This window comes from Kitasatospora sp. NPDC002227 (assembly GCF_040296285.1).
GTDB lineage: Bacteria > Actinomycetota > Actinomycetes > Streptomycetales > Streptomycetaceae > Kitasatospora.
This window is the reverse complement of the sequence record NZ_JBEOWY010000006.1, coordinates 186,734-202,514: the sequence shown is the minus strand read 5'-3', so window position 1 is coordinate 202,514 and position 15,781 is coordinate 186,734. Positions and strand designations below refer to the sequence as shown.

At 73.8% G+C, this 15,781-nt stretch carries 14 protein-coding genes; 6 read left to right on the top strand and 8 right to left on the bottom strand.

All coding sequences use genetic code 11. From position 1 onward, the window contains the following. Positions 1 to 117: 117 nt before the first annotated feature. A complete protein-coding gene (locus ABT095_RS08125; protein ID WP_350528470.1) occupies positions 118 to 717 on the bottom strand; it encodes an NUDIX hydrolase in 600 nt (199 codons plus the stop codon). 220 nt (positions 718 to 937) lie between these two features. Further along, positions 938 to 1,807: a DUF8829 domain-containing protein gene (locus tag ABT095_RS08120; protein ID WP_350528469.1), complete on the bottom strand. Its 870-nt coding sequence runs from the start codon at positions 1,805 to 1,807 to the stop codon at positions 938 to 940. Positions 1,808 to 2,018: 211 nt separating this feature from the next. On the opposite strand from ABT095_RS08120, the gene ABT095_RS08115 reads away from it, so the two are divergent. Both ABT095_RS08115 and ABT095_RS08110 read left to right on the top strand, forming a co-directional pair. After that, complete coding sequence (locus ABT095_RS08115) at positions 2,019 to 3,188, top strand: exonuclease SbcCD subunit D (protein WP_350528468.1); 1,170 nt, start codon at positions 2,019 to 2,021, stop codon at positions 3,186 to 3,188. Further along, positions 3,185 to 6,517, top strand: a complete 3,333-nt coding sequence (locus ABT095_RS08110) for an AAA family ATPase (protein WP_350528467.1) — start codon at positions 3,185 to 3,187, stop codon at positions 6,515 to 6,517. Before ABT095_RS08115 ends, ABT095_RS08110 begins: the two co-directional genes overlap by 4 nt. A 17-nt stretch (positions 6,518 to 6,534) precedes the next feature. On the opposite strand, the gene ABT095_RS08105 is transcribed toward ABT095_RS08110, so the two are convergent. Then, entirely contained in the window at positions 6,535 to 6,972 is a 438-nt protein-coding gene (locus ABT095_RS08105; RefSeq protein ID WP_350528466.1) for a GNAT family N-acetyltransferase, read from the bottom strand. Between the two features lie 88 nt (positions 6,973 to 7,060). Between ABT095_RS08105 and ABT095_RS08100 the strand changes: the two genes are divergently transcribed. Then, complete coding sequence (locus tag ABT095_RS08100) at positions 7,061 to 7,876, top strand: alpha/beta fold hydrolase (RefSeq protein ID WP_350528465.1); 816 nt, start codon at positions 7,061 to 7,063, stop codon at positions 7,874 to 7,876. A gap of 44 nt (positions 7,877 to 7,920) precedes the next feature. Here ABT095_RS08100 and ABT095_RS08095 read toward each other — a convergent pair whose 3' ends face one another. The 4 genes from ABT095_RS08095 to ABT095_RS08080 form a co-directional block, all read right to left on the bottom strand. Further along, positions 7,921 to 8,256 carry an ankyrin repeat domain-containing protein gene (locus tag ABT095_RS08095; RefSeq protein ID WP_350528464.1) on the bottom strand — a complete coding sequence of 112 codons (336 nt, stop codon included), beginning with the start codon at positions 8,254 to 8,256 and terminating at the stop codon, positions 7,921 to 7,923. A gap of 155 nt (positions 8,257 to 8,411) precedes the next feature. Next, positions 8,412 to 9,254 carry a DUF7192 family protein gene (locus tag ABT095_RS08090; protein ID WP_350528463.1) on the bottom strand — a complete coding sequence of 281 codons (843 nt, stop codon included), beginning with the start codon at positions 9,252 to 9,254 and terminating at the stop codon, positions 8,412 to 8,414. Further along, on the bottom strand, positions 9,251 to 10,231 hold the full coding sequence (locus ABT095_RS08085) for an AAA family ATPase (protein ID WP_350528462.1): 981 nt from the start codon (positions 10,229 to 10,231) through the stop codon (positions 9,251 to 9,253). Before ABT095_RS08085 ends, ABT095_RS08090 begins: the two co-directional genes overlap by 4 nt. Before the next feature lie 182 nt (positions 10,232 to 10,413). After that, entirely contained in the window at positions 10,414 to 10,776 is a 363-nt protein-coding gene (locus ABT095_RS08080) for a hypothetical protein (protein WP_350528461.1), read from the bottom strand. Between the two features lie 150 nt (positions 10,777 to 10,926). Between ABT095_RS08080 and ABT095_RS08075 the strand changes: the two genes are divergently transcribed. Continuing rightward, on the top strand, positions 10,927 to 12,066 hold the full coding sequence (locus ABT095_RS08075; RefSeq protein ID WP_350528460.1) for a helix-turn-helix domain-containing protein: 1,140 nt from the start codon (positions 10,927 to 10,929) through the stop codon (positions 12,064 to 12,066). Between the two features lie 138 nt (positions 12,067 to 12,204). On the opposite strand, the gene ABT095_RS08070 is transcribed toward ABT095_RS08075, so the two are convergent. Further along, a complete protein-coding gene (locus ABT095_RS08070; protein WP_350528459.1) occupies positions 12,205 to 12,792 on the bottom strand; it encodes a histidine phosphatase family protein in 588 nt (195 codons plus the stop codon). 285 nt (positions 12,793 to 13,077) lie between these two features. On the opposite strand from ABT095_RS08070, the gene ABT095_RS08065 reads away from it, so the two are divergent. Both ABT095_RS08065 and tap read left to right on the top strand, forming a co-directional pair. Continuing rightward, entirely contained in the window at positions 13,078 to 13,455 is a 378-nt protein-coding gene (locus ABT095_RS08065; protein WP_350528458.1) for a hypothetical protein, read from the top strand. Continuing rightward, entirely contained in the window at positions 13,452 to 15,770 is a 2,319-nt protein-coding gene (tap, locus tag ABT095_RS08060; RefSeq protein WP_350528457.1) for a telomere-associated protein Tap, read from the top strand. The genes ABT095_RS08065 and tap overlap by 4 nt, the downstream gene beginning before the upstream one ends. Positions 15,771 to 15,781: the final 11 nt, after the last annotated feature.

The following is a 15,781-nucleotide window of genomic DNA, read 5'->3' as shown; positions in this document are numbered from 1 at the left end:
GCTTGCTGCAAGAATATTGACCGATAGGCAGCTGAAGTGGTAATCGCACCAGGGCGGCCTGATGCCCCATCGGGTAGGGGGGGGCTTCACCCGCCGGCGGCCGGGGGGCGGCTTCGCTCAGGAGGAGAAAGCGGCACCCGGCGGCGGCAGCTCTTCGATCGCCTCGTTCGCGGCGGCCGGCACGCCGAGCAGCGCCACGGCGGCGGCCACCGCCGCCCGGGCCTGCCGCAGGCCGGGAGCACCCCAGCCGAGCAGCTCGACGGCCAGCCCGGGGGCGACCAGCAGGCGGCGGTAGTGCCGGCCCGAGGCCGGGTCGGGGGCCGTCGGCCCGGCCGCCCGCAGGGCCGCCGCCATCCGGACCCGGGCGCACTCGTGCCCGCCGTTGGCCGAGCCGACCCGGTCGTACAGGTACCCCAGGTAATGCGGCGGGCCGATCACGGCCTGGGCCTCCTCGCCCGCCTCCCGGGCCAGCGCCCGCCCGGGGTCGCCCGCGTCCTCGGGCTCCAGCGAGCCGCCGGGCAGGCTGACCACGCCGTCCCTCGGGTTGACCAGGGTGAGCACCCGCCCGTCCGGCACGAACAGCCAGCCCCAGGACTGCTTCACCGGCAGCCCGTCCGGCACCGGTTCGCCGGGGCGCCACGGCCAGCCGGCCAGCGGGCGGCGCCGCACCCGGCCGAGCAGGTCGGCGATCTCCGCGCTGTACTCGAGGTGACTCATCCGCCCCCCTTCCGGTCTCGTACGGCGGCTGGTGGCCCGGCGGCGCTGCCCCGCGGTCCGGTATCGACCCGGGGTGGCCCGGCCCCGAGTGTTGATCTTCCCCGAACATCCGACCGATGAACAGCCCTGACCGCCGCCCGGGGCACACCTTCCCACCACCGCCCCGCCAACGCCGGGCCGTCCCAGTGTCACCCGCGAGCCATGTGGGGCGCCTGCGCCTTCACCTCCCGCCCGCCTCCAGCGGGAACCCGGCCGCCGCCCGGGCCGGCCGCCCCGGCGCACCGGCCAGCACGGTGGCCGTCTCGAGCACCGTCATCGGCCGCAGGTAGCCGTCCACCAGCGCCCAGCCGTGGGCCCGCGCCCGCGTCCGCAGCAGCAGCTCGCCCGCTCCGCAGGCCGCCACCGCCGCCGCGAGCGTCACACAGAAGGCCTCCGCCTCCCGACCGACCGAGACCGCCGCGCCACCCGCCACGCACAGCTCGGCCGAAGCCGTCAGCGTCTCGCCGTCCATCAGCCCGACCGAGCGCAGGCTCAGCGCGTGGCAGCCCTCGCCCGCCCCGGCGGCCAGCGCGAGGTAGACCTCCGAGACGTACCCGAGCACCCCGGCCAGCCGCTCCTGCGGCTCGTCCTCCCAGCCGAGCGACTCGAGCAGCGAGGCGCAGCCGAGCGAGATCCGCACCCGCGCCCGGTGGTCGTCCACCAGCTCGGGCAGCAGCGCCGCGAGCGGCTGCCCGCCGTACCGGAACGGCTCGCCCGCCAGCTCCGGATCGGCCGCGTAGGCGACCCGGGCCACCGGATCGCCGGGGTCGAGCTGGTGCTCGGCGCAGAAGTCCTCGAAGTCGGCCGGCTCCAGCAGGCGCAGGTGCACGTCCACCCCGGTGCCGTGCAGCACCCTCAGCTGGGCGTCGGTCTGCGCCAGGTAGCCCGCGAAGTCGGCGCCGCCGAACAGGCCGTGCCGCCCCAGGCCCGCGAAGTCCGCCGCCGAGGCGGCCACCGCGAGCGCCACCGGCTGCCGCAGCCGCTCCCGCCCGGGCCCGCCCGCCCCCGGCCGCACCCGCTCACGCCGCCTGTCGCGCCTGCGTCGCACCATCGTGCATCCCTCCTCGAATCGGTCCGACGGCCCGTCCGGGCCCCGGTGCCGCCGACCCTACTCAGCGTGACTGACAGTCGACTCTGTGTGGCCGGTCGACGGGTTTCCGGGGCTCGCCGTCGGCGCGGTTGGGCCGTTGTCGGTGGTGGCTGCGATGCTGGCTGCGGTCAGGCGCGGGTGCGCATCTGCAGAGGCGGAGGAGGTCGGTGCGATGAGGCTGCTGCACACCTCGGACTGGCATCTCGGGCGGTCCTTCCACCGGGAGAGCCTGTACGAGGCCCAGCGGGCCTTCCTCGCGCACCTGGTCGAGGTGGTCCGCACCGAGCGGGTCGAGGCCGTGCTGGTCGCGGGCGACGTCTACGACCGGGCGCTGCCCGGCCTCGAGGCCGTCGGCCTGTTCGACGAGGTGCTGCACCGGCTGGCCGAGCTCGGCGTGCCCACCGTCTTCATCAGCGGCAACCACGACTCGGCCCGCCGCCTGGGCGTCGGCGCCGGGCTGATCGACCGCGCCGGCATCCACCTGCGCACCGACCCGGACGGCTGCGCCGTACCGGTGCTGCTGGCCGACGAGCACGGCCCGGTCGCCGTCTACGGGCTGCCGTACCTGGAGCCACTGCTCACCCGCGAGCGGTTCGGTCTGGAGCGCGGCGGCCACGAGGCGGTGCTGGCGGCCGCGATGGCCGGCGTCCGGGCCGACCTCGCCACCCGCCCCGAGGGCACCCGGGCCGTGGTGCTCGCGCACGCCTTCGTCACCGGCGGCGAGCCCAGCGACAGCGAGCGGGACATCACGGTCGGCGGGGTCGCCGCCGTCCCGGCCGCCGTCTTCGACGGGGTGCACTACGCCGCCCTCGGCCACCTGCACGGCTGCCAGACCCTCGCCCCGCACCTGCGCTACAGCGGCTCCCCGCTCGCCTACTCCTTCTCCGAGCACCAGCACCGCAAGACCATGTGGCTGGTCGACCTCGCCGCCGACGGGTCCGTGAGCGCCGAGCGGGTCGACTGCCCGCAGCCCCGCCCGCTCGCCGTGCTGCGCGGGCGGCTCGAGGAGCTGCTCTCGCAGCCCGAGTACAGCGCCTTCGAAGGCTCCTGGGTGCAGGCCACCCTCACCGACCCGGCCCGGCCCACCGACCCGATGGAGCGGCTGCGCACCCGCTTCCCGCACACCCTGCAGCTGGTCTTCGACCCCGAGCTCTCCACCGGCCCCGAGCAGGCCTCGTACGCCGCCCGGGTCAGCGGCCGGCCCGACCTGGAGGTCGCCGAGGGCTTCGTCCGGCACGTCCGCCCCGGCACCGAGCCCGACCAGGCCGAGCTCGACTGGCTGCGCGAGGCCTTCGAGACCGTCCGCCGCAGCACCGACCGCGAGCAGGAGCTGCCCGGATGAGACTGCACCACCTGGAGATCACCGCCTTCGGCCCCTTCGCGGGCACCGAGCAGGTGGACTTCGACCAGTTGGCCGCCGCCGGGCTCTTCCTGCTGCGCGGCGCCACCGGCGCGGGCAAGAGCAGCGTGCTCGACGCCGTCTGCTACGCCCTCTACGGCGAGGTGCCCGGCACCCGCAAGGGCAACCCGCTGCGCAGCGACCACGCCGACCCGCTGGTCCTCACCCGGATCCGGCTGGAGGTCACCCTCGGCGGGCGCCGCCTGGAGATCACCCGCTCCCCCGAGCAGCCGCGCCCCAAGAAGCGCGGCGCGGGCACCACGATCGAGAAGGCTGCCACGCTGCTCCGCGAGTGGAGTGCGGACGCGGGCGAGGGCGAGGGCGAGCCGGGCTGGCGGGCCGTCAGCCGCTCCCACCAGGAGGCCGGGGAGGAGCTGCGGCGCCTGATCGGCATGAGCCGCGAGCAGTTCTGCCAGGTCGTGCTGCTGCCGCAGGGCGACTTCGCGCGCTTCCTGCGCGCCGACGCGGGCGAGCGGGCGAGCCTGCTGCGGCAGCTCTTCGACACCGGGCGCTTCGAGCAGGTCGAGAAGTGGCTGGCCGAGCAGCGGCGCGGCCAGGAGGCGGCCGTCTCCGCCGGGCAACTACGCCTGCGGGACTTGGCCGCCCGGGCCGAGCAGGCCGCCGGTCCGCTGGCCGAGCCGTTCGCTCCGGAGTCTGCGGCGGGGTCGGTCGCCGGGCCTGCGGCGGAGCCCGCCGCCGAGGTGCTCGGCTGGGCCGCGATCCTGCGCTGCGGCGCCGCCGAGGAGCTGGCGGTGGCCGGCCAGGCCCTCCGCCTCGCGGAGTCGGCCCACGAGAGTGCCCGGCTAGCCGCCGACCGGGCCGCCGAGCTGGCCGACCGCCAGCGCCGCCACCGCGAAGCGGCCACCGAGGCCGCCGCCCTCACCGCCGCCACCCCCCGGGCCGCCGCCGACGCCGACCGCCTGGCCGCCGCCCAGGCAGCCCAGACCGTCGAGACCGCTCTCCGCCTGCACACCCAGGCCACCACCGCCCTGACCACCGCCACCGCAGCCGAGCAGACCGCCTTGGCGACCCTCGCCACTCTCGGCCACCCCCTGGGCACCACGCCCAGCTCCCCTCCCCTGGGCCCCCGCCCGACCGCCGCGCAGCCCGGCGGCTCCGCCGCCGTTCCGGCCCTCGAAACGCCCAGCGGTGCACCCGGCTCCCACCCCTCCAACCACCACCCCGGCACAGCCGGCAACACCGCTTCCGCCGGTCCGGCCGGTTCTGCTGTCGAAACGCCCAGCGGCGCACCCAGCTCCCACCCCTCCAACCACCACCCCGGCGCAGCCGGCGGCACGACTCCCGGCCCCGGCTCTCCCTCCGCCCTCTCCACCGCCCCCACCCCCTCCCCTGTCACTGCCGAGGCCCTGGCCGAGGCCGAGCACGGAGTCCGCGAGCAGCTCGGCCGGCTCGTCTCGGCCCGGGCCGAGGAGCAGCGGTGGGCCGCGCTCGGCCAGGAGGAGGCCAAGGTCCAGGCCGAGCGGGCCCGGACCGAGGCGGCCGCCGAGCAGGACCAGGACTGGCTGGTCGCGTTCGAGGCCCGGCTCGACGGCCTCCGCAAGGAGCACGACGGCGCCCGGGCCGCCGCGGCCAAGGTCGAGCAGGTGGATGCCCAGCGCAGCGAGCTGGCCGCCCGCCTGACGGCCGCCCAGCGGCGCGATGCCCTGCTCTCCCGCCTCACCGAGGCCGAGGGCCGCCTCCTGGCACTGACGCGTACCGCCCTCGACGCCCGTGGCCACAGCCTCGACCTGCGCGAACGCCGTCTGGCCGGCATGGCCGCCGAGCTCGCCGCCCGCCTCGCCCCGGGCGAGCCCTGCCGGGTCTGCGGAGCGGCCGAGCACCCGGCCCCGGCCCGCCCGACCGGCGCCCAGGTCACGGCGGCGGACGAGCGCCGCGCGGAGGAGGATCGCTCCCGCGCCGAGCAGGCCGCGCACGCGGCGGAGGAGGAGCTCACCGAGCTCAAGGTGGCGGAGGCCGCGGCCGCCGGGGCCTCCGGCGGATCGAGCGCGGGGGCGCTGCGCGCCGAGCTCTCCGCCCTCGAGGAGCTCCGCCGCGAGGCCCTCCGTGCCGCCGACAGCCTCGCGCCGACCACCCAGCGGATCGAGCGCCTCACCGCCGAGGAGAGCGACCGCCGCCAGAGCCTGCGCGAAGCGGGTGAGCGCAGCGCCGTCCTGACCGAGCGTTCGCTCAAACTCGCCGAGGAGCGGGCCGAGTTGGGCCGCCGGGTCGCCGAGGCCCGGGGTGAAGCACCCTCGGTCGCCGCCCGGGGCGCTGCCCTCGCCGCCCTGGCCGAGGCCCTGACCGCCGCCGTCGCAGCCGTCCGGGCGCGTACCGACGCCGCCGCCCGGCTGGGCGAGGCCACCCGCGAGCTCCGACTCAGCCTCTCCGCCGCCGGTTTCACCTCACCCGAGGCCGCCCGCGCCGCCCTGCTCCCCGCCGCCGAACGCGCCGCCCTGGAGTCGCGCGTCCGCACCCACCAGAGCGCCCTGGCCGGCGTCGAGGCCCGCCTCGCCGACCACGAACTCCTGGCCGCCGCCGCTCTCCCCCCGGCCGACCAGCCCGGCACCCAGGACGCCCTGCGCAGCGCCACCGCCCGCCTGCGCGACGCGGCCGCCCGCGAACGCTCGGCCCTCGAACGCTGCACGGCACTCACCCGCCTCTCCGCCGAACTCACCCGCCTCACCACCGAGTTGGCGCCCGAGCTGGACCGCTTCGCGCGGATCAGCCGCCTGGCGGCCCTGGCAGCGGGCACCTCCAACGAGAACGTGCTGCGCATGCGCCTGGAGTCGTACGTCCTGGCGGCCCGCCTCGAACAGGTCGCGGCGGCGGCCAGCCGGCGACTGGTCCGGATGTCCGGCGGCCGCTACACCCTGGTCCACAGCGACGACCGCGCCTCCGGCAACCGCCGCTCCGGCCTGGCCCTGCGCGTGGTCGACGCCTGGACGGGCCGCGAACGCGACACCGCCACCCTCTCCGGCGGCGAGAGCTTCTTCGCTTCCCTCGCCCTGGCCCTCGGCCTGGCCGACGTGGTCACCGACGAGGCCGGCGGCATGCCCCTCGACACCCTCTTCGTCGACGAAGGCTTCGGCAGCCTGGACGAACAGGCCCTCGAGGAGGTCATGGACGTCCTCGACGGCCTCCGCGAACGCGACCGCGCCGTCGGCATCGTCAGCCACGTCCCCGACCTCCGCACCCGCATCCCCGCCCAACTCCACATCCGCAAGACCCGCCGCGGCTCCACCCTCCGCCTCGCCGACCACCCCCTGCCCTGAAGCCCTCCGCCGGCACGTCAGCCCTTGACGGAGTAGCGGTAGACGCGGGAGTCCCGGGCCTCGAAGCCAGCCCGCTCGTAGAGTCGGTTGGCTGCCTCGCGTGACGGGCGGGAGGTGAGGTCGACCGTCCGGGCGCCCGCCTCCGTCGCCACCCTGACCGCCTCGGCGGTCAGGGCCGCCCCCACTCCGTGCCCACGGGCCGCCGCGTCGACGACCACGTCCTCGATGCGCGCCCGCAACCCGGACGGCAGTGGCGAGAGCACCAGGGTCAGCACTCCGACGACCGCCCCGTCCAACCGGGCCGCCAGCAGCCGGTTCGACCCGCACTCCACCACCTCGGCCAGCCGCTCGCGGTCCAATGGCTCAGCCGTCCGCGACAACTGCGGGAGCAGACCGGCGAATGCCGCCACCAGCTCCCCATTCACCTCACGCACGATCTCGATCTCAACGCTCATGCGACGTGACCTTAGCCAATTCCTGGATGTCAGCTACCTGATACATGTAAGGTCACTGTCATAGTCCACGCTGCTTCGGAGGCTCCCCATGCCCACCACCGCCCCGCTCGACCACATCGCCGCCGGATCCGGCCCCGGCCTCGTCCTGATCCACGGCACCGGCGCCGACGCAAGCTCCAACTGGGGCCCGCTGATCGACTCCCTGAGCGACCGTTACACCGTCGTCGCCCCCAACCTCCCCGGCGCGGGCGCCACCCCCACCGGCCCGAACCCGCTCGACCTGGGCACCCTCGCCGACCAGGTCCTCGCCACCGCCAACGCCGTCGGCCTCAACCGCTTCCACCTGGCCGGCCACTCCATCGGCGCCACCATCGCCACCGCCCTGGCCGCCCGCCACCCCGAGTCCGTCAACTCCCTCTTCCTCCACGCCGGCTGGCTCAGGACCGGCCCGCGCGAGGCCTTCATGTTCGACTCCTGGGCCGAGCTCCTGCGCACCGACCCGGCCCTGCTGGCCCGCCAATTGATCCTCACGGCCATGGGCACGGACTTCCTCACCGCCCTCACCGAGGCCCAATTCGCCGACCTGGCAGCCGGATTCACCGCCATGCTCAACACCCGCGTCCTCGGCCAGATCGACCTCGACACCCGCATCGACCTACGGGCCGAGGCACCCCGCGTCACCGCCCCGACCCTCGTCCTCTCCAGTACCGACGACCGGATAGTCCCGCCCCACCACCAGCAGGCCCTTGCCATCGCCATCCCGCACGCCGAACACCACCACACCCCCGGCGGCCACGGCCTCCCCTTCGAGGACCCGACCCGCTTCTTCTCCCTCATCACCGAGTACGTCGACAAGTGCCAGGCCCAGACGCCCGCTTGGAAGTCATCTCAGGTGGGCGGTTGAGCAGCCTCCGGGCATCGCGGCCTCCGCCAGCATCGTCGCAGCCGTCATCTGCTACCGGCGTCTCGCCGGTCGACGTGTGCCTGAAGCAGGTGAGGGGCGGGAACATGACCGTAATGCGCGGCCATGGCCATCGGCGTCCGCCCCGCGGGGTCGGCCAGGCACGGGTCGGCGCCGAACGCCAACAGCACAGCTGTGGTGTGCACCGTCAGAGGCCCGCCCGCCTGGAGGGCACCGTCCCCCTCGGTATCGATCGCATGGGTCAGCAGGGTCATCTCCCCGAAGACCTCGTCCGGGTTGCCGCCGGCAGCCAGCAGACGGGCCAGCGCCTCGGCGTCCTCACGCTCCACGGCTTGATGTGCCGGGGTCCAGTAGCCACTCACCGGCACATTCAATCCCGGTTGAGCTCCAGCGGGAAGAGACGCCCGCCAGTCCAAGGTCGGGCTGCCCGTCAGGCCTGCCTCGTCCGAGGCTGCTCAGTTTGGCGAGCGCAGCATCCGCACTCACTCGAAGGCCCGTGGCCGGCGGGGCCCACCCTTCAAGAAGGGGAGAGGCCGAGCTCGGTGAAGGTGGTGTGGCACCAGGCCATCGCCAGGTCGAGGCTCTGCCAGTGGGGTTCGCCCGGGCGGAGGACCGGGAAGGTGTAGGGGTCGCGGATCTCCGAGGGGAGGTTGCCGGGCAGCCTGTCCGTGGGGACGCCGTAGTTGGCTCGGGGGAACAGGCGGGCGATGTCGGGGGGTTGGGCGTCCCAGATGCTGAACCAGAGTCTGCGCAGCATCGCCGGATGGGCCACGGCGAAGATCAGCCTTTCAACGTTGAGGGGTTCTCCGGCCGAGACGATTCGGGCTATCGAGCTGTACGAGCGGATGGGGTCGCCTCGGAGTTCACCCGAGTCGCTCGACCAGATCTCCACGCTGTGTCCGGCCCCGACGATGCCCGCACACAGGGCTGCGAGGGCCAGCCCCCGGTTGCGTACTTCGTGGTGCGGTGTGGCGCTGGAGTAGCCCCCAGGGATGACGAAGGTGATGACCCTGCCGCGGCTGGAGACCTGCTGCACCGTCGCATTGACCATGCACTCGGGCGCGCCGGACAGATATGCGGCGATGTCGACCTCACCGCCGGTCACGTCCAAGAAGGGCTCCAAGGTCGGACCTCGGCCGGCCAGACCGGCCAGTCGGCGCAGGGCCCCGATGGACAACCCCACCTCCTCCAGTGGTTCGTGCCAGCCGTCGCGCGCCAGCTCCAGTGCCTCCTCCCAGGTGGCTCCGGCCCACGCAGTGGGGCTTTTCCGGCCGGCGCCGTTGCTGATGGACGAGGGCTGTTGGGCTGCGTCGAGGAACTCCTGCCAGGAGTGGAACGGCGGCAGGATCAGGCCGTTCACGGCGCAGCGTCGTTCGTGAAGCCGAGCCCGAGGGCCGACCGGTGGGCGTTCGAGAGCCCGCGAGTGACCCGCCAGCTCAGTGCCTGCTCCCAGGTCGCCCCGGCTTCGAGCAGCTTGGCTCCGTCGATCGAGGCACGCGGGGAGAAGACGAGCGGGAGGCGCTTGCGCTTCGCGGTGGCGCGCAGCTTGCGCACCTCGGCCAGCAGCCGGAGGGCCTCGGCAAGCTGCGAGGGGGCGTGCGCGGCCACCAGCCGTTCCTCCAGGCCGGGGTCGACCGGTACGTCGATGACGGTGAAGCGGTCCAGGGTGGCGGCGTCCAGAGCCTGCCGCCCCACGTACTGGTGATCTCCGCCGTGTCCGTACGTGTTCGCAGTGGCGACCAGTCGAAATTCGGGGTGGGCGTCCACCATGCCGTCCGCAAAGGCGCAGCAGCCGATTGCGAGGGCCTGGTTCAATTCGGCCAGCAGGCCCGGGTGTCCGTTGTCCAGCTCGTCCAGGAGCATGACGCCGCCGTGTTCGTAGGCAGCACGAAATGGCGTTCCCCGATAATTTCCCTCGGCGTCGAGATAGCCGAAAACCTTGCTCATCGGCGTGGTCGGCCCGAGGGAAAGGGCGTGGAAGGAGAGGCCCAGGGCGGCGGCGGCGTGCTTCGCCATGTGGGACTTTCCGGTACCGGCGGGCCCGACCAGGAGCAGATGGCAGGCGGCGCTGAGTGCGAGCAGGACGTCCGGAAGCAGCCGGTGGGTCTCCCGCTCGACGGTCACTTCGGGGCGGCCTGGCAGTTGCACGGAAAGGGTGACCGGGGTCGCTTTCCGGTGTGCTTCGACGACCCTTTCATGAATAATCTTCCTGAGTTCCGGCATCGCACCGCGGACCGTCTCGTTCGCCGCTTCCCGGGCCATTTCGGGAATGTCGGACGAATTGCGCATCGCGTCCAGTGCTATCTGCTCAACCGCTTGCCGAATTGCCCTCTGCACCCGTGACCCCCTCCTCCGGACTCATCCGGAGGAAGCCTAGGCGTCCGATCGGTCGGCGTCAGCTGAAATGAAAATTGGACGATGACCCAGGTATGGGAGCTGGTTTCAACCTGAGCCTGGTCCGGCGAAGGGCCGGGACGCGGCCCGGCCCTTCGCTGTCAGGTCCGGGGTGGCGCGGGGGCTCAGCGCACGCAGTCGTGCCACCCGGTGGTGCCCTCGGTGACACAGAGGCTCGAGCTGTTGCTCATGTAGGTGTTGTCGAAGACGGTGCTCGAGTCCCGCTCGGTGACGAGACTGGAGGCACCGCTGAACGAGTTCGCGTAGAGCCGGACCTGGGTGTCATTGCCACCGGTGTTGAGCGTGAAGCTGACCACGCTGTAACGGATACCCCCGACGTTGTGGTAGACGGCATTGCCCTGGCAGAGGGTCCAGCCCCGGGGCCCATTGATGCAGTGGCCCTTGGCCGCCTGGGCCGGGCCCGCCGTCACCACGCCCGCCGTGGCCGCCGCGGCAAGGGCCAGGGTCGCGATCGTCTTACGCAGCACAGTGTGCTCCTTTGTCGTGGGACCGGTGCAGCAGTCGGGATGAATCCGTGACCGCCTGCCGGAGTACCGAGGCTCATTCCGGGGGATCCGTCAGCTGTTCGGTAGCCCCTGACGGGGTTCTGACAACATCGGACAACGGGGGAACACTGAATGAGCACGTCCGAATCGGATTCGGGGGCTGCGGCCCAGCGCCGAGTGGTGGTGGCGGACTTCGCCGCCGCACTCCGTCAGTTGCGGCTGGAGGCGGGCAAACCGTCCTTCCGGGCGATGGCCGGAGCCACCGGAGCGATCTCCCACACCACGCTGCACGAGGCGGCGTCCGGTGCCCGATTGCCCTCCTGGCCCACCACCAGGAGCTACGTCCGGGCCTGCGGGGGCAGCGAGGAGGAGTGGCACCGGCGCTGGCTGGCGGCCGCGTGCGCCGCGTCGGTTCCCGAGAGCCCCGAGTGCCCTGGGAGCACGGCGCCGGAGCCCGAACCGGACGCCCCGGCCGTCATCCACACGACGCCACCCGAACCGGCGGAGCCCGCCCCGCCGCACCGCCTTCGGAGGCAGCGGCGGTTCCTCCTCACCCACCTGGCGATGCTGACCGCCGGCGTGCTGCTCGGTGCAACCCTGGTGCTGGCCACCATGCACCGGGCCACGGCCACCGTCGCCACCCCCGTCGCACCGCCGGCGCCGAGCTACGTCGCCCGGGTCGGCGCCGGCAGCGGGACGGCCTACCGGACGTCGACAACAGTGCACGTCAGGCGGACGGTCCCGGTGGGAGACACCTTGGTGGTGCCGGTGATGCTCACCAACACCCACCCCGGGGCCGTCGAGGTGACCGACAGTCGGGGCAACTCCTACACGACGGTGGCCGATCAAAACGACGGCGCGGCGAGCGACCGCACGCTGGTCTTCACCGCGACCGTGGCCAAGGCTCTGTCCACGGCCGACACGATCGTCCTCAGCTACCCGTCGACCAATGAACAGCACGTGGTCGTGGACGAGTTGGCGAACGTCCGGGCGGTGGACCAGCATGCCGCCGCGACCGGGGCGAAGGGCACGGACTTCGACTCCGGAGCGGCGCCGAGCACCAGCACCGGCTTGAGGCTGGTGTTCGGCGTCGCGGGTGTCCAAGGCGGCGCGGCAGCGACCTGGACCGACGGGTTCACGCCCCTGCCGACGCTCTTCGTCTCCGACGACCAACTGGCCACCGGCTACAAGACGGTCACCGCCGCTGGTGCTTACGCGGCCGTCGGGACCTGCGACCACCAGTGGATGGCGGCCGTCGTGGCCTTCGCCTGAGTTCGGCCGAGGGACTTGGCAGTTGAGGGGGCTTCCTGGAGTTCCGGCCGACGGCGGTGACGGAGCAGTGTCCGTACCACCGGGAGTCGTTTCCGGCGGAACGAAGCAGGTCGGCTCCGGCCCAGTGCCCTGGCCGTCCTACGGGACGTTCCAGGCGGAGATGACCGGCTGCCCGTGCTCGACGGCCAGGAAGCTGAGAGTGCCCGGATGCGGATGGCCGAGCAAGCGGGCGGCGGACGCGTCGAGCCCGAGCCAGCGCACGGTGAGCACGCGCGCCAGATGGCCGTGAGCGACCACGGCGACATCGCCCGCGCCGAGCAACGGCCGGATCCGGTCCAGCACCGCATCCGTACGTGCGGCGACCTGCTCGAGCCGCTCACCCGGACGGTCGGGGCCGCCGGCCACGACGCCGTCCCGCCAGAGGTCCCAACCCGGCCTGGACTCCTGGATCTGCTCGGCGGTCAGGCCCTCGTAGCCGCCGTAGTCCCACTCCACCAGGTCCGGGTCAGGCCGGACACCGGCGAGACCCGCGAGCTCGGCCGTCCGCATCGCCCGGCTCAGCGGGCTGCTGAACACCGAGACCGGACGACGCCGAGCCAGCCTCGGAGCGAGCGCCCTGGCCGCGGCCTCACCCGCATCGGTCAGCGCGACGTCGGTACGGCCGGCATGCCGGCCCGACAGACTCCACTCGGTCTGGCCGTGCCGGATCACTATCAGCTCTCCCATGGCCGTGCACGATATCTGATGGCCGGTCGGCTCCCCGTGGATCTCGTCCGCCCGGGCTCCCCCGAGCCCTTCGGGAGGCACTACCGGGGCACTCTCACTTCACCGGTCCGCCCAGGTGAGCTCCGGACTGCCACAGTGGCGCCGCGCTGCCGTGAGGCGCCGATCGGGGGCATCTGCGTGATGACCGTGTTGTGCGCTCGTTGGACGGGTTTGTCGGCGGATAAAGTGGCCTTGAAGCCTCTAGGAGTGAGGTGTTCGGCAGGGAAGTTCGGATGGGAGGGGCCCGTGCTCGCGGTGGACGTGCGGCAGCCGTTGAGGGACGGCAAGACCGTGCTGCAGGGTGCCTCGCGCTGGTGGCGGTACGGCGAGCAGACGGTGGCCGAGCACGGTGACTTCCTGCTGGCCTTCGTCGAAGGGCAGTTGTGTGTGGGTGCGTTCGAGATCCGGGGGGCCGAGCGCGTCACGGGTGAGGGCGGTAAGTACGCCTTCGACCTGGTGCCCGCCGCGAGGTTCGAATGGGCGCTGCTGCGGCACCTGCCGCTGACGGCCGGGCGCAATCCCGCCCGGGTGCTGACCGGCTCGGCGCTGCGTGAGTTCCTGGACTCCGCCCCGCCGCAGAATGCCGCTTCCCTGGAGCCCACCGTAGCTGAGGAGTACCGATGACCGGCGCCCCCGACGCGATCGACGCCCTGCTCGGCGCGGGCCCCCGCCGCCAGGCCCCGCTCCCCGCCCCGGCGGAGCGCGAACGGCTGCGCACCGAGTACGGCCTGTCCAAGGCCGAGACGGCCAAGGCGCTGGGCGTCAGCACCAGTACCTTCACCGCGTGGGAGTCGGGCCAGCGCGACCCCCAGGGCGAAGGCCGCGCCGCGTACTCCCGTCTGCTGGAGGGCATCGCCACCCGCCTCGCCCCGCCCGCCCCCGTGCCTGCACCCGCACCCTCGCCCGTACCCGCACCCGCCGACGGCCCGCAGCAGGTCGCGGAGCTCGACCGGACGGCAGCCGGCGAACTGGTCACCGGCCCCCCGCTGCCGTGCGTACGCTGCGGCCGCCCGACCCCGTTCCGCGCCGCCGGCCACCCGGTCCACATGGGCGGCTGGTGCACCAGCACCAGCACCCCCGCTCCGGCACCCACCCCGGCGCCCACCTCCGCACCTACGCCCGCCCCCGCGCCCACCCCCGCACCCACCGAGCCCCGCCCCACCACAGAGCCCCCCGCCACAGAGCCCCCGGCCAGAAAGTCCCCCGCCAGGAAGACCGCCGCCAGGAAGACCGCCGAAGCCCCCGCCGACTGGGAGCAGGCCGCCGCCGCCCGCTTCCCCGCCGGTCCCCTCGCCGTCCTCGATGTCGCCGCCGACGGCAAGGCCCTCACCGCCCATCTCGCCGACGGCACGCAGGCGCCGACCGCCCCGGCCGGCCGGACCCTCGCCGACGCCGCCCGGTGGGCCCTGGACACCCGGCTCGGCTCCCCCCGGCTGCACCGCAACGGCAAGGACGGCGACGCCCTGCTCGTCCTCACCGACGCCGCGCTCGCCGAGCTCGGCCTGCCGAGAGCGGGCCGGGACGAGAAGACCGAGTACGTCCCCCGCCTCGGGCAGCTGGCCAAGTCCCACAAGGCCGTCAAGCAGCTCGAGAAGGCCGGCTGGCTGCTCACCCAGCGCGGCCTCGGCCCGTGGGCCCGGCTCTACCTCGAGCCGGAGAACGGCAGGCGCCAGTGCGTGCAGCTGTGCATCCCCGCCTGGGGCGCCCTCACCTCCGGCGGCTGGACCGTCCCCGAGGGGCTCGACGCCGCAGGCCTGGCCCGACTGCTCGGCACCTACGCCACCCGCGTGCTCACCCCCCGCGGCTCCACCGCCGTCTCCGGCCTGGAGCTGATCACCGCCCTGCGCCCGCCCACCAAGGCGGTCCGCACCGAGTCGGGCTGGATCTCCGGCCCGGTCGAGGGCTCCCGCAGCCGCGCGTTCGACCCGGCCCCGCCGGAGGTGCCGGAGGTCCACCCGCTCGCCCAGGACCGCGAGCCGGGCGGCGAGCTGGTGACCGAGGCCTGGGACTGGCACCGCGAGCCCACCGACGCCGAGCGGGCCGCGCCCTTCGCGATCGGCCTGGACGTCAACATGGCCTTCCTCGCCGCCGCCGGCCGGCTCTCGCTGCCGCTCGCTCCCCCGGTGCACGAGCTCAACCCGGTGTTCGACAAACGCCTGCCCGGCTCCTGGCTGGTCGACCTCTCGCACGTCGACACCGACCCGCTGCTGCCCTCCCCCTTCAGCCCGGACGGCGTCCGCCCGACCGGCCCGGCCTGGTACTCCACCGTCAAGGTCGCCTACGCCGTCGAGCTCGGCTTCGCCGTGGCACCGGCCGAGGGCTGGCTGCGGCACGAGCACGGCCCGTACCTCGACCCCTGGCACAAGCACCTCCGCCAGGCCTACGTCGACACGATGGCCGCCCTCGGCGTCCCGCTCGACCTGGCCGACCGTGACCCGCTCGCCTTCCTCGCCGCCATGGCCGGCCTCAGGAGGACCGGCGACCCGGCCGAGCTCGCGGTCCTCACTGCGATCAAGCAGACCGCCAAGGGCGCGATCGGCAAGCTGCGCGAACGCCCGCGCGGGCACGGCTACCGGCCCGGCGAGCGCTGGGCGGCGCTCGACCGGCCCACCTGGGACCCGCTGATGCGGGCCCTGGTGATCGACACCGCCACCGTCAACCTGCACCGCAAGCTCCGCAGGATGGCCGCCGACACCGGCCTGCGCTGCTTCGCCGTGCTCTCCGACTGCGCGGTCTTCGCCGCCCCCGGCCCCGCCGCCCCGGACGTGCTCACCAAGCCGGACGGCACCCTCACCACCTCGCTGCGCCTGGGCATCAGCCCTGGCCACGTGAAGTTCGAGGGCAGCCGGCCGATGCCCGAGGCCCTGGAACTGATCGCGGACGGTGCCAACCCCGCCCGGCACATGAAGGCCGGCGGCCTGGTCTCCACCGACGAATGACCACCCGCCCC